This window comes from Pseudomonas sp. L13 (assembly GCF_009935965.1).
In the GTDB taxonomy this organism is placed as follows: Bacteria; Pseudomonadota; Gammaproteobacteria; order Pseudomonadales; family Pseudomonadaceae; genus Aquipseudomonas; species Aquipseudomonas lactis.
The window spans coordinates 46,596-72,214 of record NZ_QODJ01000018.1; the positions used below are offsets into that span (position 1 = coordinate 46,596).

General features: G+C 61.7%; 21 protein-coding genes. 17 read left to right on the plus strand and 4 right to left on the minus strand.

The window, feature by feature from the left end:
* Window positions 1-15: 15 nt before the first annotated feature.
* On the plus strand, window positions 16-618 hold the full coding sequence (locus DK871_RS11680) for a VWA domain-containing protein (RefSeq protein WP_161905139.1): 603 nt from the start codon (window positions 16-18) through the stop codon (window positions 616-618).
* Window positions 619-689: 71 nt separating this feature from the next.
* On the opposite strand, the gene DK871_RS11685 is transcribed toward DK871_RS11680, so the two are convergent.
* Window positions 690-1,637, minus strand: coding sequence for a DUF1853 family protein (locus DK871_RS11685; protein WP_161905140.1), 948 nt, complete (start codon window positions 1,635-1,637; stop codon window positions 690-692).
* A gap of 144 nt (window positions 1,638-1,781) precedes the next feature.
* Here DK871_RS11685 and DK871_RS11690 point away from each other — a divergent pair, with 144 nt between their 5' ends.
* From DK871_RS11690 to pepN, 6 genes are read left to right on the plus strand one after another with little or no spacing between them, the layout of a single operon-like run.
* Window positions 1,782-2,672 (plus strand): NAD(+) kinase, encoded by an 891-nt coding sequence (locus tag DK871_RS11690; RefSeq protein WP_003190745.1) that lies wholly within the window; start codon window positions 1,782-1,784, stop codon window positions 2,670-2,672.
* A complete protein-coding gene (locus DK871_RS11695) occupies window positions 2,669-3,643 on the plus strand; it encodes a metallophosphoesterase (RefSeq protein WP_161905160.1) in 975 nt (324 codons plus the stop codon). Before DK871_RS11690 ends, DK871_RS11695 begins: the two co-directional genes overlap by 4 nt.
* Complete coding sequence (locus tag DK871_RS11700) at window positions 3,640-4,509, plus strand: rhomboid family intramembrane serine protease (protein WP_161905141.1); 870 nt, start codon at window positions 3,640-3,642, stop codon at window positions 4,507-4,509. The genes DK871_RS11695 and DK871_RS11700 overlap by 4 nt, the downstream gene beginning before the upstream one ends.
* A 14-nt stretch (window positions 4,510-4,523) precedes the next feature.
* Window positions 4,524-4,784: a YeaC family protein gene (locus tag DK871_RS11705; RefSeq protein WP_017138108.1), complete on the plus strand. Its 261-nt coding sequence runs from the start codon at window positions 4,524-4,526 to the stop codon at window positions 4,782-4,784.
* Window positions 4,781-5,611, plus strand: a complete 831-nt coding sequence (locus DK871_RS11710; protein WP_044273407.1) for a DUF2797 domain-containing protein — start codon at window positions 4,781-4,783, stop codon at window positions 5,609-5,611. Before DK871_RS11705 ends, DK871_RS11710 begins: the two co-directional genes overlap by 4 nt.
* A 13-nt stretch (window positions 5,612-5,624) precedes the next feature.
* Window positions 5,625-8,282, plus strand: a complete 2,658-nt coding sequence (gene pepN, locus DK871_RS11715; RefSeq protein WP_161905142.1) for an aminopeptidase N — start codon at window positions 5,625-5,627, stop codon at window positions 8,280-8,282.
* Between the two features lie 137 nt (window positions 8,283-8,419).
* Here pepN and DK871_RS11720 read toward each other — a convergent pair whose 3' ends face one another.
* Genes DK871_RS11720 through DK871_RS11730 form a run of 3 tightly spaced genes read right to left on the minus strand, consistent with a single transcriptional unit; the run spans window position 8,420 to window position 11,703 of the window.
* Complete coding sequence (locus tag DK871_RS11720) at window positions 8,420-9,262, minus strand: metal-dependent hydrolase (RefSeq protein ID WP_161905143.1); 843 nt, start codon at window positions 9,260-9,262, stop codon at window positions 8,420-8,422.
* 15 nt (window positions 9,263-9,277) lie between these two features.
* Entirely contained in the window at window positions 9,278-10,168 is an 891-nt protein-coding gene (locus DK871_RS11725; protein WP_161905144.1) for an SDR family oxidoreductase, read from the minus strand.
* Window positions 10,165-11,703, minus strand: a complete 1,539-nt coding sequence (locus DK871_RS11730) for an NAD(P)/FAD-dependent oxidoreductase (RefSeq protein WP_161905145.1) — start codon at window positions 11,701-11,703, stop codon at window positions 10,165-10,167. The genes DK871_RS11725 and DK871_RS11730 overlap by 4 nt, the downstream gene beginning before the upstream one ends.
* 287 nt (window positions 11,704-11,990) lie before the next feature.
* Here DK871_RS11730 and DK871_RS11735 point away from each other — a divergent pair, with 287 nt between their 5' ends.
* The 10 genes from DK871_RS11735 (at window position 11,991) to DK871_RS11780 (ending at window position 25,612) form a co-directional block, all read left to right on the plus strand.
* Window positions 11,991-12,989 carry an alpha/beta fold hydrolase gene (locus tag DK871_RS11735; RefSeq protein ID WP_161905146.1) on the plus strand — a complete coding sequence of 333 codons (999 nt, stop codon included), beginning with the start codon at window positions 11,991-11,993 and terminating at the stop codon, window positions 12,987-12,989.
* A 295-nt stretch (window positions 12,990-13,284) separates the two neighbouring features.
* Window positions 13,285-14,565: an alkane 1-monooxygenase gene (locus tag DK871_RS11740; RefSeq protein ID WP_161905147.1), complete on the plus strand. Its 1,281-nt coding sequence runs from the start codon at window positions 13,285-13,287 to the stop codon at window positions 14,563-14,565.
* Window positions 14,566-14,690: 125 nt separating this feature from the next.
* Window positions 14,691-15,185 carry an alkane oxidation protein activator PraA gene (praA, locus tag DK871_RS11745; protein ID WP_161905148.1) on the plus strand — a complete coding sequence of 165 codons (495 nt, stop codon included), beginning with the start codon at window positions 14,691-14,693 and terminating at the stop codon, window positions 15,183-15,185.
* 134 nt (window positions 15,186-15,319) lie between these two features.
* The gene (gene praB, locus DK871_RS11750; RefSeq protein WP_161905149.1) at window positions 15,320-15,805 is read left to right on the plus strand and encodes an alkane oxidation protein activator PraB; all 486 of its coding nucleotides are present in this window, start codon (window positions 15,320-15,322) and stop codon (window positions 15,803-15,805) included.
* A 142-nt stretch (window positions 15,806-15,947) separates the two neighbouring features.
* A complete protein-coding gene (locus tag DK871_RS11755) occupies window positions 15,948-17,393 on the plus strand; it encodes an outer membrane protein transport protein (protein ID WP_056784539.1) in 1,446 nt (481 codons plus the stop codon).
* A 212-nt stretch (window positions 17,394-17,605) separates the two neighbouring features.
* Window positions 17,606-20,116 carry an acyl-CoA dehydrogenase gene (locus DK871_RS11760; RefSeq protein ID WP_161905150.1) on the plus strand — a complete coding sequence of 837 codons (2,511 nt, stop codon included), beginning with the start codon at window positions 17,606-17,608 and terminating at the stop codon, window positions 20,114-20,116.
* A gap of 228 nt (window positions 20,117-20,344) precedes the next feature.
* Entirely contained in the window at window positions 20,345-21,688 is a 1,344-nt protein-coding gene (locus DK871_RS11765) for a 3-oxoacyl-ACP reductase (RefSeq protein WP_161905151.1), read from the plus strand.
* Window positions 21,689-21,691: 3 nt separating this feature from the next.
* Window positions 21,692-22,582, plus strand: a complete 891-nt coding sequence (locus DK871_RS11770) for a MaoC/PaaZ C-terminal domain-containing protein (RefSeq protein WP_161905152.1) — start codon at window positions 21,692-21,694, stop codon at window positions 22,580-22,582.
* A complete protein-coding gene (locus tag DK871_RS11775) occupies window positions 22,579-23,877 on the plus strand; it encodes an acetyl-CoA C-acetyltransferase (protein WP_161905153.1) in 1,299 nt (432 codons plus the stop codon). The genes DK871_RS11770 and DK871_RS11775 overlap by 4 nt, the downstream gene beginning before the upstream one ends.
* 31 nt (window positions 23,878-23,908) lie before the next feature.
* Window positions 23,909-25,612, plus strand: a complete 1,704-nt coding sequence (locus tag DK871_RS11780; RefSeq protein ID WP_161905154.1) for an AMP-binding protein — start codon at window positions 23,909-23,911, stop codon at window positions 25,610-25,612.
* The last annotated feature ends 7 nt before the right edge of the window (window positions 25,613-25,619 follow it).

The window sequence follows — 25,619 nt, forward strand, 5'->3', positions numbered from 1 at the left end:
CCCCACGCGGGGCGGTTGAACAGCGGCCGGCAGGGCAAAGCCCGCAGCGCACAGCGCGGGGCGATCAATTGGCCGGGCACGTTGCTCGGCGGGCGGCCGCAATGTCGCGCGGACCTGCTGTTCCATTTGCGCTGCCGGTCAGCCCCTGAGCTGTGGCTGGTGATTGTCGATGCCTCGGCGTCCACGCGGCGCCATCGGGCGTTGACCGACGCCAAGGGGTTGTTGGCTCAGTTGTTTGACGATGCTTATCGGCAACGAGCGCGCATGGCGTTGCTCACGGCTAGCGGGCAGTCACCGAAGTGGCAAGTGCAGGGCTTGAAGGCGGCGAGAGGCTTGGCCGATTGGTTGGAACAGTTGGGGGCGGGCGGCGGGACGCCGTTGCTGGCTGCGCTGACCGAGGCAGGGCATTGGTTGGCGGCACGGCGCAAGCGTTATCCCGCCGAGCAGCAGAAGTTGCTGGTGGTGACCGATGGGCGACTCAAGGCGATGGGCGCACTGCCGCGATTGGAGTGCCCAGGCGTGTTGATTGATATCGAGCGCGGGCCGATCAGGTTGGGGCGGGCTGAGGAGCTGGCGGTGGCGTTGCAGTTGGAGTATCAGCACATCGACAAGCTATAGCGCTTGGGCTATCGCTTTCGCAGGCAAGCCAGCTCCCACATTTGGATCGCGGTGCGTCAGTTAGAACAGCGTCAGCCTGTCCCCGGCACGTTCGGCCAAAGATCGGCCACCAGAAACAACCGCTCGGCCTCTTCCCACTCCTCACCGTTGGGCACCATGCGCACCAGCAACTGCGCCGGGGCCATTGGGTCCAGGTCTGCCAGCCAGTCTTTCATTTGCACCTCACTCCACACTTCATCAGCCGGGTAATGCGCCGGCGCCAGCCAGGCATGGCGGGGCAGGGGTTGCCAGCGGCCCTCTGGGCGGGTGCTGACAAAGTCCGCCCAATCGCGCTGATGCAACCAGCGCCCACGCAGGTGCTGCGGGTGAGCGCCGAGGGGGGATTGCGCCGCGCCAGGCCAGGGGTAGAGCAGATAGCCGCCGAGCCACAAATGCGCATCGAACGCTTGGATATCCAACGCCGCCAAGGCCTCGCGGCTCTCTGCCCGCGCAGAGATCGGCAGTTGATGCTGGGTCAGGTGCGCCAACTTGCGGTCCAGCCGGTCATGACAGCCAGGTCCCAGCCATTGCGCGGCGTCCTGGCCATTGCCGTCCTGCGGGCCCAGGTAGAGTTTGATCGCCAGCTCCAGGTGGTGCACGCCGTCGCGGTCGCGCAGCAGCATATCCAGCTCGCCCAGGGTATGCCCGGCACGGCGGATCGGCAGATTGGCGGCCAGCAACTCCACGCCCGGCGCATGCTGCACCGCAAATTGCCACAAGCGTTCGTAATACAGGCCCAGGCGCCGGGTACGTGACAGGCTCAGCCACTGCTGCAACGCGCTGCTGTCCTGGTCCAGTTGGCGCAGCCAGGCTTCGAGCTGGTGAGGGGCTTGCACCCAGTCACTGCCGGCGAGCGGGTGGCGCTGGGGCCAAGGCGTCTGCGCCAGCATCGGCGGCGCGAGCATCACCCACGCCAGGTCGCGCACCTCGGGGTGGCGCAGTTGGCGGGGCAGGGTGTGCAAGTCGGGGAATGGCGTCATGCTCCGAGCATAGCCTTTTCAGCGTGCGCAAGGTGCCTGAGAACCATTGTCATCAAGGTGTGGCGGCGACAAAGGATTTTGCCTGAGGCGGCCTTTCGCCCATAATCGCTCTTTTTGCCTCACCCCAGATCCCGCAGGAGCCCCATGGAGCACTTTCGCAATATCGGCATTATCGGTCGCCTGGGCAGTACCCAGGTGTTGGACACCGTCCGCCGGCTGAAGAAGTTTCTGCTCGAGCGCCACCTGCATGTGATCCTCGAAGACACCATCGCTGAAATCCTCCCCGGCCACGGCCTGCAAACTTCGTCGCGCAAGATGCTCGGCGAGGTGTGCGACATGGTCATCGTGGTCGGCGGCGATGGCAGCCTGCTCGGCGCCGCCCGGGCGCTGGCGCGGCATAATGTGCCGGTGCTGGGGATCAACCGCGGCAGCCTGGGGTTCCTCACTGACATCCGCCCCGACGAGCTGGAAGTCGAAGTGGCCAAGGTGCTCGACGGCCATTACCTGGTGGAGAACCGCTTCCTGCTGCAAGCCGAAGTGCGCCGCCATGGTGAGGCGATCGGCCAGGGCGACGCCCTTAACGACGTGGTGCTGCACCCCGGCAAATCCACGCGCATGATCGAGTTCGAGCTGTACATCGATGGCCAGTTCGTGTGCAGCCAGAAGGCCGACGGCCTGATCGTCGCCACGCCCACAGGTTCCACTGCCTACGCGCTGTCGGCCGGCGGCCCGATCATGCACCCCAAGCTCGATGCCATTGTGATCGTGCCGATGTACCCCCATATGTTGTCGAGTCGGCCAATTGTGGTCGATGGCAACAGTGAGCTGAAAATCGTGGTGTCCAAAGACATGCAAATCTACCCGCAAGTCTCCTGCGACGGGCAGAACCATTTCACCTGCGCCCCCGGTGACACCATCACCGTGAGCAAGAAGGCACAGAAGTTGCGCTTGATCCACCCGCTGGATCACAACTACTACGAAGTGTGCCGCACCAAGTTGGGCTGGGGCAGCCGCTTGGGAGGTGGAGGCGACTGATGCTCGATCCCGCGCGTAGCTACGACCTGATTGGTGACGTGCACGGTTGCGCTCATACCCTTGAGCACTTGCTCGACCAATTGGGTTACCACAAGCAGGGCGGCACCTGGCGCCATCCGTCACGCATGGCTGTGTTCCTGGGCGATATCATCGACCGCGGCCCACGCATCCGCGAGGCGCTGCATATCGTCCACGATATGACCGAGGCCGGCCAGGCGCTGTGCATCATGGGCAACCACGAGTTCAATGCGCTGGGCTGGACCACGCCGGCCCCGCCGGGCAGCGGCAAGCAGTTTGTGCGTGAGCACAACCCCCGCCACGCCCGCTTGATCCACGAGACCCTGACCCAGTTCGAACACCACCCGGCCGATTGGCACGACTTCCTCGGCTGGTTCTACGACATGCCGCTGTTTGTCGACGCCGGGCGCTTCCGCGTGGTGCACGCGTGCTGGGACGACAGTTTTATCCAGCCGCTACGGGCAACCTTCCCGGATGGCTGCATCGACCAGCACTTCCTGCAAGCCGCCGCCGTACCGGGCAGTTTCGCCTGCAACGCGTTCGACCGCCTGTTGCGCGGCACCGATATGCGCCTGCCCGACGGGCTCACTCTGACCGGTGGCGATGGCCTGACGCGTTCGTTCTTTCGCACCAAGTTCTGGGAAGACGACCCCAAGACCTACGGCGACATCGTGTTCCAGCCCGACGCCTTGCCAGAGCCGGTGGCGCGCACGCCGTTGTCGTCCACGCAAAAGAATTCCCTGCTGCGCTATGGCGTCGATGAACCGCTGTTGTTCGTCGGCCACTACTGGCGCAGCGGCAAACCGGCGCCGATCCGCCCGAACCTGGCCTGCCTGGACTACAGCGCCGTGCTGTACGGCAAGCTGGTGGCGTATCGACTGGACCAGGAAACCCAACTGGATCCGCGTAAATTCGTATGGGTCGACGTTGAGCGACCAGAGGCCATTCCATGAGTACCGTAGCTGTATTGCGCTTGCCCCTGAGCGTCGACCTGGGTGGCTTCGTCAAGTTGCTGCACCGCATGCAGGTGCCGCACCGCGTCAGCGAAGAGGCGGGTGAACAGGTGCTGTGGGTGCCCGAGGCCATCAGTGATGACGTGCGCGTGCTGTATCAGCGCTTCCCAGCAGGCGACCCGGACCAGCAACTGGACATTCCCGAGCAGACGTCCGTTGCGCGGCCAGGTTTTGCCCAGCAGGTGCGCCACAGCCCGGTCACCGCGCTGGTGCTGTTGGCCAGCCTTATTGTGGGTGCCGTGACCCTGCTGGGTGAAAACCTGCAAGCCATGGCCTGGTTGACCTTCCTGCCGTTCCGGGTGCTGGGCGAGTACATCCAGTTCACGCCGCTGGCCGACACGCTGGCCTCGGGGCAGTGGTGGCGCCTGGTCACGCCGATGCTGATCCACTTCGGCATCCTGCATCTGGCCATGAACGGCATGTGGTACTGGGAGTTGGGCCGGCGCATTGAAGCGCGCCAGGGCAGCATCAACCTGTTGGGCCTGACCCTGTTGTTCAGCCTGGTCTCCAACTACGCGCAATACGCCTACGGTGGCCCCGGCTTGTTTGGCGGCTTGTCCGGCGTGTTGTATGGCCTGCTCGGGCACTGCTGGATCTTTCAATTATTGTCGCCCAACCCGGCCTATCGCCTGCCCCGTGGGGTGCTGGTGATGATGCTGGTGTGGTTGTTGCTCTGCCTGTCGGGGCTGGTCTCGATGATCGGTTTCGGCGAAATCGCCAACGCGGCCCATGTGGGCGGCTTGGTCATCGGTTGCTTGACGGGTTTGCTCGGCGGTTTGTACAACCGTCGCAAAGCGTCTCTTTGATAAGGAAGAGCCTTATGTCCTCTTTTGCTGAAATGATCGAAAACATCACCCCGGACATCTACGAGAGCCTCAAGCTCGCGGTAGAGATCGGCAAATGGTCCGATGGCCGCAAGCTCACCGCCGAGCAGCGCGAGCTGTCGTTGCAAGCGGTGATCGCCTGGGAAATCCAGAACCTGCCCGAAGAGCAGCGCACTGGCTATATGGGCCCGCAGGAATGTGCGTCCAAATCCGCGCCAGTACCGAATATCCTGTTCAAGTCGGATGCGATCCATTGATTGAAATAGGTCGCGGTGCAGTCAGCAAAATGTCGGCGCAACTCGGTGAGCCGACCGTTCAATACGCCTTTCGCTTAGGAAACACCGAGGTGCCGGTCAATCCGCTGATCGGCACCCATGTACGCCTGGAGTACCTGGGCGCGATCCATTGCAGCCATTGCGGGCGCAAAACCAAGACCAGCTTCAGCCAGGGCTATTGCTACCCCTGCATGACCAAGCTGGCCCAGTGTGACTTGTGCATCATGAGCCCCGAGCGTTGCCATTACGACGCCGGTACCTGCCGCGATCCAAGCTGGGGCGAGACATTCTGCATGACCGACCACGTGGTGTACCTGGCCAACTCGTCGGGGATCAAGGTCGGCATTACGCGGGCTACGCAGTTGCCCACCCGTTGGCTGGACCAGGGCGCCAGCCAGGCGCTGCCGATCATGCGCGTGGCGACGCGCCAGCAATCGGGCTTTGTCGAAGACCTGTTTCGCAGCCAGGTGGCCGACAAGACCAACTGGCGCGCCTTGCTCAAGGGCGATGCGCAATCGGTGGACCTCAAGCAGGTGCGTGATGAGCTGTTCGCCTCTTGCGCCGAGGGCTTGCTGGGTTTGCAGGAACGCTTTGGCCTGCAAGCCATCCAAACCATTGCCGACATCGAGCCGATTGAAATCCGCTACCCGGTCGAGCAGTATCCGACCAAGATCGTCAGCTTCAACCTGGACAAGAACCCGATTGCCGAAGGCACGCTGCTGGGGATCAAGGGCCAGTACCTGATCTTCGACACCGGCGTCATCAACATTCGTAAATACACGGCCTATCAGCTCGCCGTGCATCAGTAGAAGGATCCCCAGCATGCGCACCGAACAACCGAAGATGATTTACCTTAAGGACTATCAGGCGCCGGACTACCTGATCGACGAGACGCACCTGACCTTCGAGTTGTTCGAGGACCACAGCCTGGTCCACGCGCAGCTGGTGATGCGCCGCAACCCCGAGCGTGGCACCGGCCTGCCACCGCTGGTGCTCGATGGCCAGCAGCTAGAGTTGCTGAGCGTCACCCTCGCGGATCAGGAGCTGACCGCCGCCGATTACCAGCTGACCGACAGCCACCTGACCCTGCAACCCCAGCGTGAAACCTTCACCCTGGACACCACGGTCAAGATCCACCCGGAAACCAACACCGCCCTGGAAGGCTTGTACAAATCCAGCGGTATGTTCTGCACCCAGTGCGAGGCCGAAGGTTTCCGCAAGATCACCTATTACCTCGACCGCCCGGACGTGATGAGCGTGTTCACCACCACGGTGATCGCCGAGCAGCACAGCTACCCGGTGCTGTTGTCCAACGGCAACCCGATCGCCAGCGGCCCTGGTGAAGACGGCCGGCACTGGGCGACCTGGGAAGATCCGTTCAAGAAGCCTGCGTACCTGTTTGCGCTGGTGGCCGGTGATTTGTGGTGCGTCGAAGACAGCTTCACCACCATGACCCACCGCGAAGTCGCGCTGCGCATCTACGTCGAGCCGGAAAATATCGACAAGTGCCAGCACGCCATGACCAGCCTGAAGAAATCCATGCGCTGGGACGAAGAGACCTACGGCCGCGAGTACGACCTGGACATCTTCATGATTGTCGCGGTCAACGACTTCAACATGGGCGCCATGGAGAACAAAGGCCTCAATATCTTCAACTCCAGCGCCGTGCTGGCCCGCGCCGAAACCGCCACCGATGCCGCCCACCAGCGCGTCGAAGCCATCGTTGCCCACGAATACTTCCACAACTGGTCGGGCAACCGCGTGACCTGCCGCGACTGGTTCCAGCTGTCGCTTAAGGAAGGCTTCACCGTGTTCCGTGACTCGGGCTTCTCTGCCGACATGAACTCGGCCACGGTCAAGCGCATCCAGGACGTGGCGTACTTGCGTACCCACCAGTTCGCGGAAGATGCCGGCCCCATGGCCCACGCCGTGCGCCCGGACAGCTTTATCGAGATCTCCAACTTCTACACCCTGACCGTGTACGAAAAGGGCTCGGAAGTGGTCGGCATGATCCACACCTTGCTCGGCGCCGAGGGCTTTCGCAAAGGCAGCGACCTGTATTTCGAACGCCATGACGGCCAGGCCGTGACCTGCGACGACTTTATCAAGGCCATGGAAGACGCCAATGGCGCCGACCTCAGCCAGTTCAAGCGCTGGTACAGCCAGGCCGGCACCCCGCGTCTGGCGGTCAGCGAGGCCTACGACGCAGCGGCCAAGACCTACAGCCTGACCTTCCGCCAAAGCTGCCCGCCGACCCCGGACAAGGTCGAGAAACTGCCCTTTGTGATCCCGGTGGAGCTGGGCTTGCTGGACGGGCAGGGCGCCGGTATCGCCTTGCGCCTGGCCGGTGAAGCAACGGCAGGTGGCACCTCAAGGGTGATCTCGGTAACCGAAGCGGAGCAGACGTTTACCTTCGTCGACATTGCTGAAAAACCCTTGCCTTCGTTGCTGCGGGGTTTCTCGGCGCCGGTGAAGCTCAGCTTCCCCTACAGCCGCGATCAACTGATGTTCCTGATGCAGCACGACAGCGACGGTTTCAACCGCTGGGATGCTGGCCAGCAGTTGGCGGTGCAGGTGTTGCAGGAACTGGTCGGCCAGCACCAGGCGGGCCAGGCGCTGAAGCTCGATCAACGCTTGATCGACGCGCTGCGCACGGTGTTGAGCGATGAAAGCCTGGACCAGGCCATGGTCGCCGAAATGCTTTCGCTGCCGAGTGAAGCCTACCTCACGGAAATCAGCGAAGTGGCGGATGTGGACGCCATCCACGCGGCCCGCGAGTTTGCCCGCAAGCAACTGGCCGACAACCTGTTCGAAGGGTTGTGGCTGCGCTACCAGGCCAACCGCGAGCTGTCCAAGCAAACGCCATATGTGGCAGAGGCCGAGCACTTCGCCCGGCGTGCCCTGCAGAACATCGCACTCTCGTATTTGATGCTCAGCGGCAAGCCAGAAGTGTTGGCGGCCACCCTGGATCAGTTCGATACCAGCGATAACATGACCGAGCGCCTGACCGCGTTGGCGGTGCTGGTGAACTCGCCGTTTGAAGCAGAGAAGGCCCAGGCCTTGGCGGTGTTTGCTGAGAACTTCAAGGACAACCCGCTGGTCATGGACCAATGGTTCAGCGTACAGGCCGGCAGCACCTTGCCGGGCGGGCTGGCGCGGGTCAAGGCGTTGATGCAGCACCCGGCGTTCACCATCAAGAACCCCAACAAGGTGCGCGCGCTGGTGGGCGCATTTGCCGGGCAAAACCTGATCAACTTCCATGCGGCGGATGGCTCGGGTTACCGCTTCCTGGCGGACCTGGTGATCCAGCTCAATACCTTGAACCCGCAGATCGCCTCGCGCCAGCTGGCGCCGCTGACGCGCTGGCGTAAATACGACAGCGCACGGCAGGCGCTGATGAAAGCGGAGCTGGAGCGCATCCTGGGTGCGGGTGAGCTGTCCAGCGATGTGTTTGAGGTGGTCAGCAAGAGCCTGGCGTAAACCTCACTGCTTTATGTAGGAGCGAGCTTGCTCGCGAGAAACTCACAGGCGCCGCGTTCACTCAGGAAGCACGCGTTACCGTTGACGTTTTTCGCGAGCAAGCTCGCTCCTACAGATGGCGGGATTAATCCCTGACACTAGGCCGATTCGTAGCCGCGGCGCGTGCGCTCTATCTCTTCGACCAAGCGGTCAATGCCCGCTAACCGCGCCCGGTTGTCATGATCCCAGGGATGAAACCCCGGCTTGAAATAATGCAGCCATGGTCGGCACATCCGTGGAAACACACCCTTGGGCCCATACAAGAATTTAACCATGCGCCACAGCCCCTTCAGCGTGCCACCTGAAGTGCGGTCGGCAATCAACAGGCGCACGTGAAAATCCAGCACCACCACCCAGAACAGCACGCTGGTGGTCAGCATGGTGCCGGTGCGCAGCAGGTAACGCACAGGCCCTGGCTTGATCACTGTGTTCCACACATCGAACGCCACGGCTTTATGTTCGGTTTCTTCCAGGGCATGCCAGTACCACATCTGCTGGTAACCCTTGAGTGAGTCGCCAAAGCGCGACGGGTCGCTCAGCAGGATTTCCGCGAGCATCGCGGTGTAGTGCTCCAGGGCGATGGTCACCGCCAGGTTGAACGACGGCGGCAGGTGTTTTTTCTGCAGGTCGAGGAAGAACTTCAGGCGTCGATCGAGGGTGTGCGCTGGTAGGCCGGCGGCTTGCAGCAAATCGTTGTAGGCCACGTGCTCGCGGCTGTGCATGGCCTCCTGGCCGATAAACCCCTGGATCTCTTTTTTCAGTTCAGCATCGTCGATCTGCCCACGGTAGTGGCGCACGCTGTCCATGAAGAACAGCTCTCCCTGGGGAAACAGCAACGACAGGGCATTGAAGAAATGGCTGACCACAGGCCCTTGTTCGTGCCAGTTCTTGATGCGCTCGGCAGGCAGGGCAAAACGGATATCGCGACGGATCGGCAACATGGTGCGTGCTCCTGTTCAGAGTCGGGGCTCGTCGTTGGTTTCAAACACTGGCGTGCGCGGCTTGGGCGCCATGCGTTTGCTGGCAAACACCACCAGCGCCTGATAGGCCGCCGGCAGGCAACGGGCGAGCAGGTCGAGAAAATACGCATCGCGGCCAATCAGCACGCGGCGCTTGTTTTTGCGTACGCCTTGCAGGATCACTTTGGCGGCCTGGTCGGCGTCGGTGATGAAGAGCTTTTCGAAATCGGCGCGGGCTTGTTGCTCACTGTGGATGAGAAAGCCGGTCATGTTCGCGTCGATGCGGCTGCTGCGGCAGATGTCGGTACGAATGCCACCGGGGTGTACACAGGTGGCCGAGACGCCGCAGCGTTGCAGGTCGAGTTCCTGGCGCAAGGCTTCGGTGAAGCCGCGCACGGCGAACTTGGTGGCGTTGTAGCCGCTCATGCCGGGTTGGGCGAACAGGCCGAACACGCTGGACGTATTGATGATATGCCCGTCGCCGCTGGCCTTGAGGTACGGCAGGAACGCTTTGGTGCCATGCACCACTCCCCAGAAGTTGATGCCGACGATCCATTCCAGGTCGGCGTAATCCACCCCTTCGACGGTGCTCGACAGCGCCACCCCGGCATTGTTGAACACCAGGTTGACCTGGCCGTGCTCGGCCGCACAACGCGCTGCCCACTCCTGCATGGCCTGGCGGTCGGAGACGTCCAGCACCTGGGTGGTGACGGTGACGGGCGCCAAGGTCGAGGTGCGGATCAGATCCCGGGTGTGTTCCAGGCCCTGGCTGTTCTTGTCCGCCAGCGCCAGGTGGCACCCTTCCCGTGCCAGCGCCAGGGCCAGTGCGCGGCCCATGCCGGAAGCCGCGCCGGTGATCGCCGCGACGCGGCCGTTGAATGACTTCATGACAGGCTGCCTTCTGTGGTGGAGTGGGGCGTTGCAACCGCACGCGGGAGGGCGGGCGCCGGCGCCTGGCTGACGCTGTAGTCCTTGAGGGCAAAATGCCGGGTGACCTGCTTGAAGCGCCAGGTCGAACCAGGCCACAGCGTGGTGTTCTTGCCGGTGCGCGGGTCGAGGTACCAGCTCTGGCAGCCGCCGGTGTTCCAAATGGTGCGCTTGAGCTTGTCCTGCAACTGCAGGTTGTAGGCGTGCTCCACGGCAGGTTTGACCTCCACCGTGGTGATGCGCTGGCGCTGCATGTGTTTCAGGGCATCGAGGATGTAGGCGACCTGGGCCTCAATCATCAGGATCATCGAGTTATGCCCCAGGCCGGTGTTGGGGCCGACGATCAAAAACAGGTTCGGGTAGCCCGGCACGGTGGTGCCTTTGTAGGCATGGGCGCCATCGCGCCAGGCGTCCATCAGGTCGATGCCGTCACGGCCGATGATGCAGCCACGGGGCAACGGGTCGCTGGCCTGGAAACCTGTGCCGAAGATCAGGCAATCGGCGGGGTGCTTGATACCGTCGGCGGTGATCACGCCGTCGGCTTCGATGCGCAGCACGCTGTCGCTGACGACCTCGACATTGCTGCGCGAGAGTGCCGGGTAGTAATCGTTTGAGATCAGCACGCGCTTGCAGCCGATGGTGTAGTCCGGCGTCAGGGTTTTGCGCAGGGAAGGGCGGGCCACCTGTTTACGCAGATGACGCAGGGCGATTTTCTGCACCATTTTCATCAGGCGTGGATGCAGGGCAAAGCCCACCACGCGACCTTCCAGTGCCCAGTAAAGCGCAGCGCGCACCAGCTTTTGGGTGAGCGGTACGTGCTTGAACAGCCAGCGTTCGGTGGCGGTAATCGGGCGGTCGGGCTTGGGCATGATCCACGGCGGCGTGCGCTGGAACAGGTCCAGGTGCGCCACCTGCGGGGCGATCTGCGGCACGAACTGGATGGCGCTGGCACCGGTGCCGATCACCGCCACGCGCTTGCCCTTCAAGGAGTATTCGTGATCCCACTGCTGGGAGTGGAAGCGCTTGCCCTTGAAACTGTCCAGCCCTGGGATATCTGGCATGGCCGGGCGCGACAAGCCCCCCATGCCCGACACCAGCACCCGTGCGCTGACCTGGCGGCCGTTACTGAAGGTCAGCTGCCAGCGCTGCTGTTGTTCATCAAACATCGCGCGTTGCAGGCCCATGCCGAAGCGCAGATAGGGCGCCAGCTCGAAGCGCTTGGCGCAGTCTTCCAGATAGGCGCGAATCTCGGGTTGCGCCGCGAACTGTCGCGTCCAGTTTGGGTTGGGCGCAAAGGAAAACGAATACACGTGGGACTGCACGTCGCAGGCGCAACCTGGGTAGTGGTTGTCGCGCCACGTACCGCCGAGGGTCTCGGCCTGTTCGGCGATAAAGAAGTCGGTGAGCCCGGCTTCCTTGAGTTTGATCGCCATGCACAGGCCCGCGAACCCGGAGCCAATGATGGCGATGTCGATTGAGTCACTGGGGGCATTCATAGGGCTGCCTCGTCAATAAAGCGCTTGGGCATCGGATGTGCTCCTGTTTTTGTTTTGCCTTTTAGATAGAACACCATTGCAAAGGAAAATTGAATTATTTATTTTAAAAAAGATTTTAAATAATCTACCTGAAAAATTCGCCTACGCTAGGGCCTTGTTGCGCATGAGCGATTTGTCCGACGGACGAACGTGGTATGCATGAAGTCTAGGTCCAGGGTGTGGACGATGGCTGAGGCCAGGCCAATTCCGGTCGGGTCGCCAGCAGCAGGGAAGCAGAGGACCGAGCTATGGCTGTGGAGTGGGTTGTCGCTGCGGGTGTGCTGGTGGGCGCCAGCGCGGCGTTATGGGGCTTGAGTGCCTGGATGACGCGGCGCATTGAAGCGACCGTGCCGAGCAACGGGCGCTTCGTCGAGGTGGATGGCGAGCGCTTTCATTATGTCGAAGAGGGCAAGGGCCCGCCGCTGGTGATGATCCATGGGCTGATGGGCAGCAGTCGCAACCTGACCTATGCCTTGTCCGGCCAGTTGCGTGAGCACTTTCGGGTCATCAGCCTCGACCGGCCGGGCTCAGGCTATTCCACCCGGCACAGCGGCACGCCGGCAGACTTGCCGGCCCAGGCGCGACAAATCGCGGCTTTCATCAAGACGCTGGACCTGGACAAACCGCTGGTGCTTGGGCATTCCCTGGGCGGCGCGATTGCCCTGGCGCTGGCACTCGACCATCCCCATGCGGTATCCGGGTTGGTGCTGGTTGCGCCCTTGACTCACCCCCAGCGCATGCTGCCGCTGGTGTTCCTGTCTCTGGCCGTGCGCCCGGCCTGGCTGCGGCGCTGGGTGGCCCACACCTTGACCCTGCCCATCGGCCTGCTGACCAAAGATTCGGTGGTGAAGGGCGTGTTCGCCCCAGATGCCGCGCCGCCGGACTTCGCTACCCGTGGCGGCGGCTTGCTGGGCATGCGCCCCGACAATTTTTACGCCGCGTCTACCGAGATCAATCGGGTCAACGAGCATCTGCCGGAGATGGTCAAGCGCTACCCGCAACTGACCCTGCCTATCGGCCTGATCTACGGCGGGCAAGACAGGGTGCTCGACTTCCAGAAACACGGCCAGGCCCTGGCCAGCAAGGTACCAGGGCTGAAAATGCAGGTGATCGAAGGCCGCGGGCATATGTTGCCGATCACCGCCACCGAGCGCGTGGCGGCGCTGGTGGAGCAGGTGGTCAAGCGGGTTCGACCCGGTGAAAACGTCAGGCAGTTACAGCCATCTGTAGCCTTGGCGAGCAAATAACGGTGCCACTCGACTGCGGTTCATTAGCGTTGATGCCTGCCCTGAGTACCTGACCAAATGGCTGAAAAGAGACTGATCGGTCACGGAAAAAAGGGCTGGAGAAACTAGTTGACGACCTAACGATTCCGCGCTATTTATTTAAAAAAATTATTTCAATGTGTAATTTGAAATTATTTTTGAAATGCCTAAGAGCGAATAAAATAATGAAAAAAACGCCTTTTATCGCATGCATGATTTCTCGCAGCAGTCAGCGCACCGCTGCCGCATCGCCTACCGAATGTGTTCGGAGGCTGCCATGAACCAGACGCTGGCAGCTGCGACCGTGTGGGCCGACGGCAAACGCCACCTGTGGTGGCTCGGCATCATGCCGCTGGCCACTCCCTTACTCTCCGGCGCCCTTGCCATCACCACAGGCGTGCAACAACTGTGGTGGGTGGGCGTGCTGGTGATCTTCGGCTTGATCCCGCTGATTGACGGCCTGCTCGGCGAAGACGTCAGCAACCCGCCCGAATCTGCGGTCAGCCACCTTGAATCCCAGCGCTATTACCGCTGGATCGTCTACACCGGCGTGCTGTTTGTGATTTCCTCGGTGGTCATCACCGGTTGGCTCGCTGCTGGCGGTATCGACTGGATCATCAACGGTGGCCTGTTGCACGCCACGGCCACCCTGGAACCCTCAAGCTGGCTGGCCAAGACCGCCGCGTTCATCACCGCACGCACTGAACTTCACGGTGAAATCAGCTGGTTGACCTATGTGGGCATGGCCATGTCCACCGGTGCCGCCACCGGCATTGCCATCAATACCGCCCATGAGCTGGGGCACAAACCCAAGCCCCTGGAAGTGTTCCTGGCCAAGGTCACTCTGGCGCCGACCTTCTACGGGCACTTCTACACCGAACATAACCGTGGCCATCACGTACGGGTCGCCACGCCGGAAGACCCGGCCAGCTCGCGCCTCGGTGAAAGTTTCTGGGCCTTCCTGCCGCGTTCGGTGTGGTTCAGCGCCGTGTCGGCCTGGAACCTGGAGCGCGAACGCCTGCGCAAACTTGGCCTGCCGGCGCTGCACTGGAAGAACGCCGTGCTCAGCGCCTGGATGTACAGCGTGGTGTTGTGGGGCGCGATGATTGCCTGGCTGGGGGCGGCGGTGATTCCGTTCCTGATTATCCAGGGCATCTACGGGTTCTCGTTGCTGGAAGTGGTGAACTACGTCGAGCATTACGGCCTCAAGCGCCAGAAGTTGCCCAATGGCCGTTATGAACGCTGCTCGCCGCGTCACTCGTGGAACAGTAATCGGATTGTCACCAATATCTTTCTGTTCCAGTTGCAACGGCACTCCGATCACCATGCCAACCCCACGCGCAGTTATCAGTCGCTGCGTCACTTTGATGAGTCACCGCAACTTCCGTATGGCTACGCCAGCATGATTGTCTGGGCGTATGTGCCGTACTTATGGCGCCGACGTATGGACCACCGCGTACTGAATCACTATGCCGGTGATATCAACCTGACCAATCTTCAGCCGTCAAAGCGCTTGAAGTACCTGGATAAGTACAGCGGTAGTGCCAAGCCGTTTTGAGATGAAGTAAGCCTTCAGGGTGTACTCGGGATCTGTGTATCGCGCAGGTTCTGATCGCCCGGAGCATTGAGTGCAAGAACCCGGTTTGACCCTACAACAATAATTTCAAGGGAAGGACGTACACCATGCAAAGTTCTGCCAAGTTCACCGCCCACATCCTGTTAGCGGCCATGGGCCTGATTGTGTATCACCAGGCTCAGGCTGCGCGTATCGAACCCGCTGGCAGTGCCTTCACTGCCCAGGGGCCTATCAGCTTTTCCAAAGGCAAGCTCATCAGTGCCGATTGCACCATCAAGGTGGCCGGCAAGGTTGCAGCCGATGGTTCATCGGTAAATGTCGACAAAGTCGAGTTCGACGGTGGCCTCAAGTGCAGCCGTGTCGAAGCCATCAACTTGCCCTGGGTGTTAATCGCCAAAGACACAAAAAGCGGCTCCATGTCGAAGATCAGCGTGGACGTGCATGCCTTTGGCCTGGGCGGCAAGTGCGGGCCTTCGACGGCCGACGGTACCTGGGATAACGCCACCGGCAAGTTGGAAGCCAGCGATGTGGCGATTGGCGAAGACTGCAAGATCAAGACGGTGTCGATCAAGATGCCGCCCAACTTCAAAGTTGTCGAATAACACGCTCCGACTGTTGCAGCGGTAAATGCATTGAAATTTGGCTGGAAAGGGAAGTTCTGCAGTTTCACCGTGACCTCTCGATCATGGCCATTACCCCTGGCGAAATGAATCGCCATAACATGTGAGGAAAAACAATGAAAAGCTTGAAAACCCTCGTTTGTGCAACTTCGTTTGCTCTGTGCTTTGGTGCCGCCTCCATGGCGAGCGCGGCTTCCGTTTCTCCAGACGGTCCGTTCTCGACTAATGCCGGTACCATCGTGGTGAAGTCGCCTTCATCCTTTGGTGCGGCAGTGACGTGCGGCATTACCTTTACCGGCAACGTTAGCGGTGGCGTGGCTTCTATCAACGGTGCTTCCTTGACCGGCGGCGGCCTGTGCGCACTGCCCACGCTGACTAACCTGCCTTGGGTTCTTACCGCTGCGACGGGCACCACCGGCACCGTGACCAACGTAGGCTACAAAATCTCCTCGATTCCGGCCACTAACTGCGGCCCTACCACCATTGCCGTGGCTTGGACTCCAGGCACCAAAACACTTTCGGCTACCAATCAGTCGCTGAGCGGCAACTGCACCGTCGTATCGCTGAGTGTTGTTGCCCCGACACTCACGGTTAATCCGTAAGCGTGTGACTCCAGAGGGCTGATCACCCGTTCAAAGGCCGATGCCTCACACGAGGCATCGGTTGGGCAGGGTACTTACGGTCTGCCTACGGCCACACGACCCACCGGCAGGGGCCGGGCGAAATAATAATAAGGAGCAGCGCATGAATAATAAGAAACAACACGCTCACACGTTACTGGGGTTGGCGCTGTTGGGAGGCTTGATGACCACAGGGCATGTGCAGGCGGGCGGCTTCTCCACGCCAACCTACGGTGCGCCTGGCTGGGGGCGCGCGTTTGGTGGCGGTTCATTGTTCAAAAACGACCCCAGTGCCGCGTACAACAACCCGGCGGCCATGGCGTTCATCGATTCAACCATCGTGCAGCAGACCGTCGATTACGCCCGGATCAAGATCAAATATTCTGGCCAGGCGTATGACCATAACGGTAACCCGGTGACCAATACGCCGGTGCTGGATGATCAGGGCAACCTGGGCGATCCGACGCTGAATACGAATAATGGCGGCCAGGGTGGTTTCACCGCATGGCTACCTACTGGCTTTATGGTCATGCCCATCGGCGACCGTTTTGCTTTTGGCCTGAGCCAAGTCGTACCGCAAGGCATGAAAAGTACGTGGAACGAAAACTCTAAGCTGCGAGATTTCGCCGTTGACACCAAGATCGAGACCATTGGCCTGACAGGCTCCTTGTCATTCAAGGTCAATGATGAGTTTTCCGTCGGTGCCGGTGCCATCGTTCAACGTAGCCAAGGGAACGTCAGCCAGAACGTAGACCTGTTGGCTGCCGCGGATGTCTCTCCCGGTCTGGGAGGCACCGGTTTTCCGACCGGCGTCGGGCATTCCTTGATACGCGTGAAAGTCGACAATATCTCAGTGGGCTGGTTTGGCGGCGTGGTTTGGAAGCCGACAGCGCAAGACACGCTGGGCGTGAATTATCACGCCAAGATCAAAAACAAGATGACGGGCAAGTACGACGTTTATACAGACGCGATTGGCCGTAACGCGATGACCAACCCGATTGGTCCAAACGGCGAAACGCTGGTTGAAATGGCCTATCCTGGTCTCAAACTGTTCCCGGATGGCGCGCACGCCAGTGCTCAATTGGATATCCCTGCGACGGCAGCGATTGACTGGGTCCACCAGTTCAATGATCGCTGGACGCTGGGCGTGAGTGCCCAGTGGACAGAGTGGTCCTCCTTCAAGGACCTCACGCTCAAGTCACAGGGCTCGACCATCGTTGCCATACCCTACAACTACAAGAACGCGTGGATGACTTCTATCGGCGGCGACTACAAAGCGACCGACGAACTCACCCTGCGTGCCGGCGTGGCTTACGACCAGACACCGACCCGAAACTCCACCCGTGACCCTCGGATCCCCGACGGGGATCGCTACTTCCTTGCGTTCGGTGCAGGGTATGACATCAAGGCGGTGCCAGGCCTGTCGGTGGATGCCGCCTATTCGCACCAGTTTGTCGAGAAGGTCAATCTGAAAACCAAGAACGTTGACCGTCTTGGAGGCGCTCAACTGGACGGCAAGGCTGAATCCTCAGGTGATGTGGTCAGCCTGTCGGCGACTTATAAGTTCTGAGGCACGTGCAGGGCAGGACACTCAGCGCATTTGAGGGCCCTGCCTTGGCAGTCGTTTTCAGCGGCCTGCGTTGATTCCTTCTGCTGTCAGGCTGATCCGGTCAGCCTTTTTTTTCGGCAAAGCATTAAATAAAAATTTCAAAACAAAATTTGAATTTATGCTTTGAAGTTTGTAGTGTGGTTTCACGCCCCGAATCAAGTAGAGGTATCCCCATGCTTATCTGGTTATTGGTAGGTCTCGCCGCCGCGATTGCCCTGGCGTATCGACAAGCCGCCGCCACCTTATGGCTGGGCGCTGGCCTGGTCTGGTTGGCGGCGGGTTACCTGTTCAACGCGGTGGCCGTGCCGGGCATTACCCTGGCGGCGGTGCTGGTGGTGCTGCCCGCCTTGGTGCTGGCGATCAAACCGCTGCGCCGCAGGCTGCTGACCGCCAAGGCCCTGGGCCTGTTTCGTACGATCATGCCGGCGATGTCCGACACCGAGCGTGCGGCCATCGAGTCCGGCACCGTGTGGTGGGACGCCGAGCTGTTCAGCGGCAAACCCAACTGGCAGCGCCTGCTGCACGCCGCGCCGGCCAGCCTGAGCGCCGAGGAGCAAGCCTTCCTCGACAACGAAGTCGAAACCCTGTGCGACATCGCCAACGACTGGGAAACCACGCAAGTCTGGCAGGACATGTCCCCCGAGGGCTGGCAGTACACCAAGGATGCCGGGTTCCTCGGCATGATCATTCCCAAGCAGTACGGCGGCAAAGGCTTCTCCCACTACGCCCATTCCCAAGTGGTGATGAAGCTGTCGACACGCTGCTCGGCGGCAGCGATTTCGGTGATGGTCCCCAACTCCCTCGGTCCGGCCGAGCTGTTGCTGCATTACGGCACCGACGCCCAGCGCAACTACTACCTGCCGCGCCTGGCACGCGGTGAAGACATCCCGTGTTTCGCCCTGACCAGCCCCTATGCCGGCTCCGATGCAGGCGCGATCCCTGACCTGGGTATTGTCTGCAAAGGCATGCATGAAGGTGAGGAAATACTGGGTTTCAACGTGACCTGGGACAAGCGCTATATCACCCTCGGCCCGATTGCCACGGTGCTGGGCCTGGCGTTCCGCGCCGAAGACCCGCAGGGCTTGCTTGGCGTGCCAGGTTCCCTGGGCATTACCTGTGCGTTGATCCCCACGTCCCACCCGGGCGTAAACAGTGGCCGGCGTCACTGGCCGTTGAATGCGGTCTTCCAGAACGGCCCAACCACGGGCAAGGATGTGTTCATTCCCTTGGAATGGGTGATCGGTGGCCGTGAGCAAATTGGCAACGGCTGGCGCATGTTGATGGAATGCCTGGCGGCAGGCCGGGCGATTTCCCTGCCTTCGGCCAACGTCGGCCTCGGGAAAGTGGCGGTGCGCGGGACCACCGCCTATGCGGCGATGCGCAAGCAATTCGGCCTACCCATCGGCAAGTTCGAAGGTGTACAGGCGCCGCTGGCGCGCATGGCCGGGCATCTGTATGCGTGTGATGCGGTGCGCAAGGTGTCGGTGGCGTCCCTGGACGCCGGCGAGAAACCCTCGGTGATCTCGGCCATCGCCAAGTACCACGTCACCGAGCGGGCGCGGATCATCGTCAACGACGGCATGGATATCGTCGCCGGCAAAGGCATCTGCATGGGCCCCAATAACTTCCTCGCCCGTGCCTACCAGCAAAGCCCCATCGCCATTACGGTGGAGGGCGCGAACATCATGACCCGCTGCCTGATCATCTTTGGCCAGGGCCTGATTCGTTGCCATCCCTACGTGTTCCGCGAGATGGAAGCGGCGCACAACCCCGACCGGCGAAAGGCCCTGGAAGACTTCGACAGCGCGATGTTTGGCCATGTGAGTTTTGTAGTGGCCAATACCGTGCGCGCAGCGGTGCATGCCCTGACCGGCGGACGCCTGATTGCGGCGCCGGCCAAGACCGACCCGGCATTGGCTGCCTACTACCGCCAGGCCGATCGGCTGTCGGTGGTGCTGGCGCTGATCTCGGATATTTCCATGGGGGTGCTGGGCGGTGCCCTCAAGCGCAAGGAAAGTATCACCGGGCGCTTGGGGGATATCCTGTCGCAGCTGTACATTCTGTCTTGCGTGCTCAAGCGCTTCGAGGATGACGGCAGGCCCCAGGCGGACTTGCCGCTGGTGCACTGGGCGGCCCAGGACGCCTTGTTGCGCGCCCATGAAGCCTTGGCCGAAGTGCTCGACAACTACCCCTCAAAACCCGCTGCGGCGGTGGTGCGCGCGTTGAGTTTTCCGTTTGGCATCCCGCAGCGCAAACCATCGGACCGCCTGTTGGCGCAAGTGGCGGAGGTGGTGCAGACCCCTGGCGAGACCCGCGACCGGTTGCTGGCCAATTCCTATATCCCGCGTCCGGAAGTCGACAAGCTGGCGTATGGCGAACTGGGGTTCCGTTTGTTGCCCCAAGTGGAATTGATCGAGGCGCGGCTCAAACCCGCCATCAAGCAAGGCCTGCTCGGCCCGCTGCCGATTTCTGCCACGGCCTTTACCGATTGGCGTGTCAAGGCGCGGGCGCTGGACTTGATCAGCGACGACGAAGACGCCTTGCTGGCGCGCTACGTGGAATACGCCGACCACGGTATCCAGGTGGATGACTTCCCCCAGGACTTTGGTTTGCTGGAGGCCCTGCAGCAGCGTAAGCAGGCGCTCGAACCGGTGGCCAAACGGCGCAGCGTCCCGGTCAATTGAGAGAAACCCGGTCCTCAGGTGGGAACTGGCTTGCCTTAAATGCCAGGCAGAAGGCTTTTTGTAGGAGCGAGCTTGCTCGCGAAAAACTCACAGGCGCCGCGTCGATTCAGGAAGCCAGCGTTATCGTTGACGTTTTTCGCGAGCAAGCTCGCTCCTACAGAGGGCGATCCAGTTCCCCACATTTGATCTGTTTATCAGGCAAGAACTGTGTTGTGAGTGGAACCCTCTATGAGTGACAGCTACCTTTCGTTCGTCAATTCCCCCTGGGGCCGGCGCCTCGCCCAGGCCGTTGGCTTGCCGCAACCCTTGGCATTGCAACGGCATCGCAGCGGCCAGGCCGGCCTGGCTAACCCTGTGATCATCGCCGGAGCAGGGCGCCTGGTGGCCTCGGTGCAGCGCTTCTTCAGCGCCACCGACACCGTCGCCGCGACCCCGGCGACGCTCAAGGCGCCGTCCACGGTCAAGGTGCAAGGCGCGGTGTTCGACGCCAGCGGCGTGGCCGACCTGCAACAGTTGGATGAGCTCTACCTGTTCTTTCACAGCAATGCCAAACGCCTGGGCCAGCATGGCCGGGTGGTGGTACTCGGCACGGCGCCCGAGCATTGTAACGACTTGCCCCAGGCCATCGCCCAACGCGCCCTTGAAGGCTTGGTGCGTTCGCTGGCCAAGGAACTGCGCCGCGCAATCACCGTGCAACTGCTGTACGTGGCGCCGGGCGCGGAAGACGCGCTGGACAGCAGCCTGGGGTTTTTCCTGTCGCGCCGTTCCGCCTATGTCTCGGGGCAGGTGGTGCGCCTGGAAAAACCGGTCGATGGCCATGCCGCCATCAATTGGGACAAACCCTTTGCCGGCAAACGCGCCCTGGTCACCGGCGCCTCCCGTGGCATCGGCCTGGCGATTGCCCAGGTGCTGGCGCGCGACGGTGCCCATGTGGTGTGTGTGGACGTGCCCCAGGCACATGAAGCCTTGCAGCAGGCGGCGACCAGCGTGGGCGGTTCGGCGTTGCCTCTGGATATTACCGCCGCCGACACCGTCTCACTGTTGCAAACCCACGTCAGCCAATATGGCGCCTTTGATGTGGTGGTGCACAACGCCGGGATCACCCGCGACAAGACCATCGCCAAAATGACCGAGGGCGCCTGGCGCAGTGTGCTGGCGGTCAATCTCGAAGCGCCGTGGCAGCTCAGTGAGGCCTTGCTCGACAGTCAGGGTTTGAACCCTGGTGGGCGCATTGTGTGCGTGTCGTCGATTTCCGGTATCGCCGGCAACCTGGGGCAGAGCAACTACGCCACGTCCAAGGCCGGTGTGATCGGCCTGGTACAGGGCCTGGCACCGCGTGCGGCAGCCCGGCAGGTCACGGTGAACGCGGTGGCGCCCGGTTTTATCGAAACCCAGATGACCGCCAAGATCCCGCTGATGATCCGCGAAGCGGGGCGGCGCATGAATTCGTTGTCCCAGGGCGGGCAACCCATCGACGTGGCCGAGACCATTGCCTGGCTGGCCCATCCGGCGTCGGGTGGGGTCAATGGCCAGGTGGTGCGGGTGTGCGGCCAAAGCCTGTTGGGAGCCTGACCGATGGACTACGTGACGCAGATCATCGACCCACCGCCGTCGCGCACGCAGTTGCTGCTCGACGGCCTGCGCGCCTTGCGCAAACCCAAGTTCGACGGCGCGCCGCCATTGCCCACAGCGCGCCTGGTGCGCAGCGCGGTGGAGCTTTCGTCGGCCGGTATCGCCGCTTACGCATGGGCGTGTGGTTTTCGTCGCGAACAGGGCGTGCCATTGTCCTATCCCCATGTGCTGGCGTTCCCCCTGCACCTCATGCTGCTGACCCGGCCAAGCTTCCCGTACCCGGCCAGTGGCATGGTGCACCTGGCCAATCGCATTCGTCAGCACCAGCGCCTGCACGAGGGCCAGGCGCTGCGCCTGGAGGTGTATTGCGAGCGCTGGGTGGCCCATCCGAAAGGGCAGGCCTTGAGCATCGCCACTCGGGCCTACAGCCAGGAAACCCTGGTGTGGGAAAGCGACAGTCTGTACTTGCGCCGTGACGTCAGCAATCCGGTGGGTGAAGCCTGGAATGACCCTTTGCCGCTGCAGGAGGACGGCCTGTTACGCACCCAGCGCTGGGTGCTGCCCGCTGACCTTGGGCGGCGCTTTGCCAAGGTCTCGGGGGATTTCAACCCCATTCACACCTCAATCATCGGTGCCAAACTCTTCGGCTTTCGTCGCGCCATCGCCCATGGCATGTGGACCCTGGGCCGCGCATTGGCAGCGCAACAGCCACCCGGCGGGCTGGATCAGGCCGAGGCCCATTGCGACTTCAAATTGCCGATCTTCCTGCCCGGCCAGGTCGCCCTGTGGGGTCACCCGGTGAACGGGCCACGGCGCGAGTTCGAAGTGCGCAATTTCGCCGGGGACAAGCCCCATATGCGCGGGCTATTCATTTGCAAAGAGAGCCAGCAATGAGTGACTACAGCTTCACCCCAGCCCCGACCCGCCGCGTGGCGATTATCGGCGGCAACCGTATTCCATTTGCGCGCTCCAATACGGTGTATGCCCACGACAGTAACCAGGACCTGCTGGTCGCCGCCCTGCAAGGGTTGGTGGAGCGCTACAACCTGCACGGCCAACGCCTGGGCGAGTTTGCCGCCGGGGCGGTGATCAAGCACTCGCGGGATTTCAACCTGGCCCGCGAGGCGCTGTTGTCCACCACCTTGTCCGCGCAAACCCCTGCCTATGATGTGCAACAAGCCTGTGGTACAGGGCTTGAAGCCGCGCTGCTGGTGGCGAATAAAATCGCCCTCGGCCAGATCGAAGTAGGCGTTGCCGGTGGCGCCGACACCACCTCCGACGCGCCCATCGGCATCAACGAATCCTTGCGCCATACCTTGCTTGCGGCCAATCGCGCCAAAAGCCTGGGTGACAGGCTCAACGCGTTGCTGAAAGTACGCCCTTCGATGCTGTTCAAGCCACTGCTGCCGCGCAACGGCGAACCGCGCACCGGCCTGTCCATGGGCGAGCATTGCGAAGAAATGGCCAAGCGTTGGCAGATCAAGCGCCTGGCCCAGGACGAGCTGACCCTCACCAGCCACCAGCGCCTGGAGGCGGCTTATAAACGCGGCTTCTTCGACGACCTGATCAGCCCCCACCGCGGCTTGGCCCGTGACAACAACCTGCGTGCCGATATCAGCCTGGAAAAGCTCGCAGGCTTGTCGCCGGCCTTCGACCGCCAGAACGGCACGCTCACCGCCGGCAACTCCACGCCCCTGACCGATGGCGCCTCGGTGGTGCTGCTGGCCAGTGAAGAATGGGCCGCCGCCAATGGTTGGCCGGTGTTGGCCTACTTGCGCACGGGCGAAACGGCTGCGGTGAATTTTGTCGACGGCACCGAGGGCCTGCTGATGGCGCCGGCTTACGCCGTGCCGCGCATGCTTGCGCGTGAAGGCTTGGGTTTTGCCGACTTCGATTTCTTCGAGATCCACGAAGCGTTCGCCGCCCAGGTGCTGTGCACGCTCAAGGCGTGGGAAGACTCGCAATATTGCCGCGAACGACTCGGCCTTGACGTCCCTTTAGGCAGCATCGACCGCGCCAAGATGAACGTCAACGGCGGCTCACTGGGCTGCGGCCATCCCTTTGCGGCCACCGGTGGCCGACAACTGGCGGCGCTGGCCAAGGCCATCCACGAACGCGGTGGCGGTCGCGGCCTGATCTCGATCTGCGCAGCGGGTGGGTTGGGCATCACCGCCATCGTCGAAAAGTAGCGCTATCAAAAACAACAATAAGGACACTGCGATGAACGCTATCAGCCTGGAACACACCGAACGCATCTGGTTGAACACTTACCTGCCCGGCGTGCCGGCGGACATTGACGCCGGCATCGAGGATTACCCGTCGCTGCGCGAAGTGTTCCTGGAGCACTTGGAAAAATTCCATGAGCGGGTCGCCTACGTCAGCATCGGCACCGAAATGACCTATGCCGATTGGCGCACCCAGGGCATTGCCTTTGCCGCGTGGTTGCAGGGCCAGGGCGTGAAGAAGGGCGATCGCGTGGCCCTGATGATGCCCAACTGCTTGCAGTACCCGATCTGCCTGCTGGGCACGATCCTGGCCGGGGCGGTGGTGGTCAACGTCAACCCGTTGTACACCGCCCACGAACTCAAGCACCTGCTCAAGGACAGTGGCGCCGAAACCGTGGTGATCTTCGAAAATTTCGCGCATACCCTGGAAAAAGCCATGGTCGGCAGCAGCGTCAAGCGTGTGGTGGTCGCGGCCATTGGCGACTTGCTGGGCACCTTCAAGGGCGCGGCAATGAACTTCATCTTGCGCAGCGTGCAGAAGCAGGTACCGGCCTTCAGGCTGCCCGGTTCGCTGCGTTTCAACCAGGTGCTCAAACAGGGCAGGGCGATGCACCATTTGCCGGTCAGCCTGGGCCGCGAAGAACTGGCCTTTTTGCAATACACCGGTGGCACCACCGGCGATGCCAAGGGCGTGATGCTCAGCCATCGCAACATCATTGCCAACCTGCTGCAAGCCAAGGCCTGGGTCGGTGACCAGTTAAACCTGCACAAGCAGGAAACCAACGTGACCTTGCTGCCGCTGTACCACATCTTTTCCCTGACGGTGAACTGCCTGATGTTCATGTGCCTGGGCGGGCGCAATATCCTTATCGCCAACCCCCGCGACGTGAAGCGCGTGCAGATGATCCTGCGCAAGGAACGCTTCAATGGCATTGCCGGGGTGAACACGCTGTTCAATGGTTTGCTGGAAAACAACGAGTTCTGTGCACGTGACTTTTCCGACCTGCGCCTGGTGATTGCTGGCGGCATGGCCACCCACACCGCCGTGGCCAAGCGCTGGAAGGAAGTGACCGGGCTGCCGATCATCGAAGGCTACGGGCTGACCGAGTGCTCGCCCGTGGTGAGCATCAGCCCCATTGATATTTCGCGCATGCGCGAGATGGAGTTCACCGGCAGCATTGGCGTGCCGTTGCCCTCGACCTGGGTGCGCTTCGTACGCGAAGACGGCGAACTGGCGGACATCGGCGAGCAGGGCGAGCTGCAAGTACGCGGCCCGCAAGTGATGCAGGGCTACTGGCAACGGCCAAAAGAAACCGCCGAGGTGCTGGACGCCGAGGGCTGGCTGTCCACCGGGGATATCGGCGTGATGGACGCACGCGGGTATATCCGCCTGGTGGACCGCAAGAAGGACATGATCCTGGTCTCGGGTTTCAACGTGTACCCCAATGAAATCGAGGACGTGGTGGCCATGCACCCTGGCGTTGCCGAAGTGGCGGCCATCGGGGTGGAAGATGCGGTAACTGGGGAGAAGGTCAAGATCATCGTCGTGCGCAAGGACCCGACCCTGACACAGGAGCAGATTCTTGCGCATTGCCGAGCGTACCTCACGGGGTACAAGCTGCCTAAGTATGTGGAGTTTCGCACTACGGAGTTGCCCAAGACCACGGTCGGCAAAGTGCTGCGCCGGGCGTTGCGTTGATGCTGTT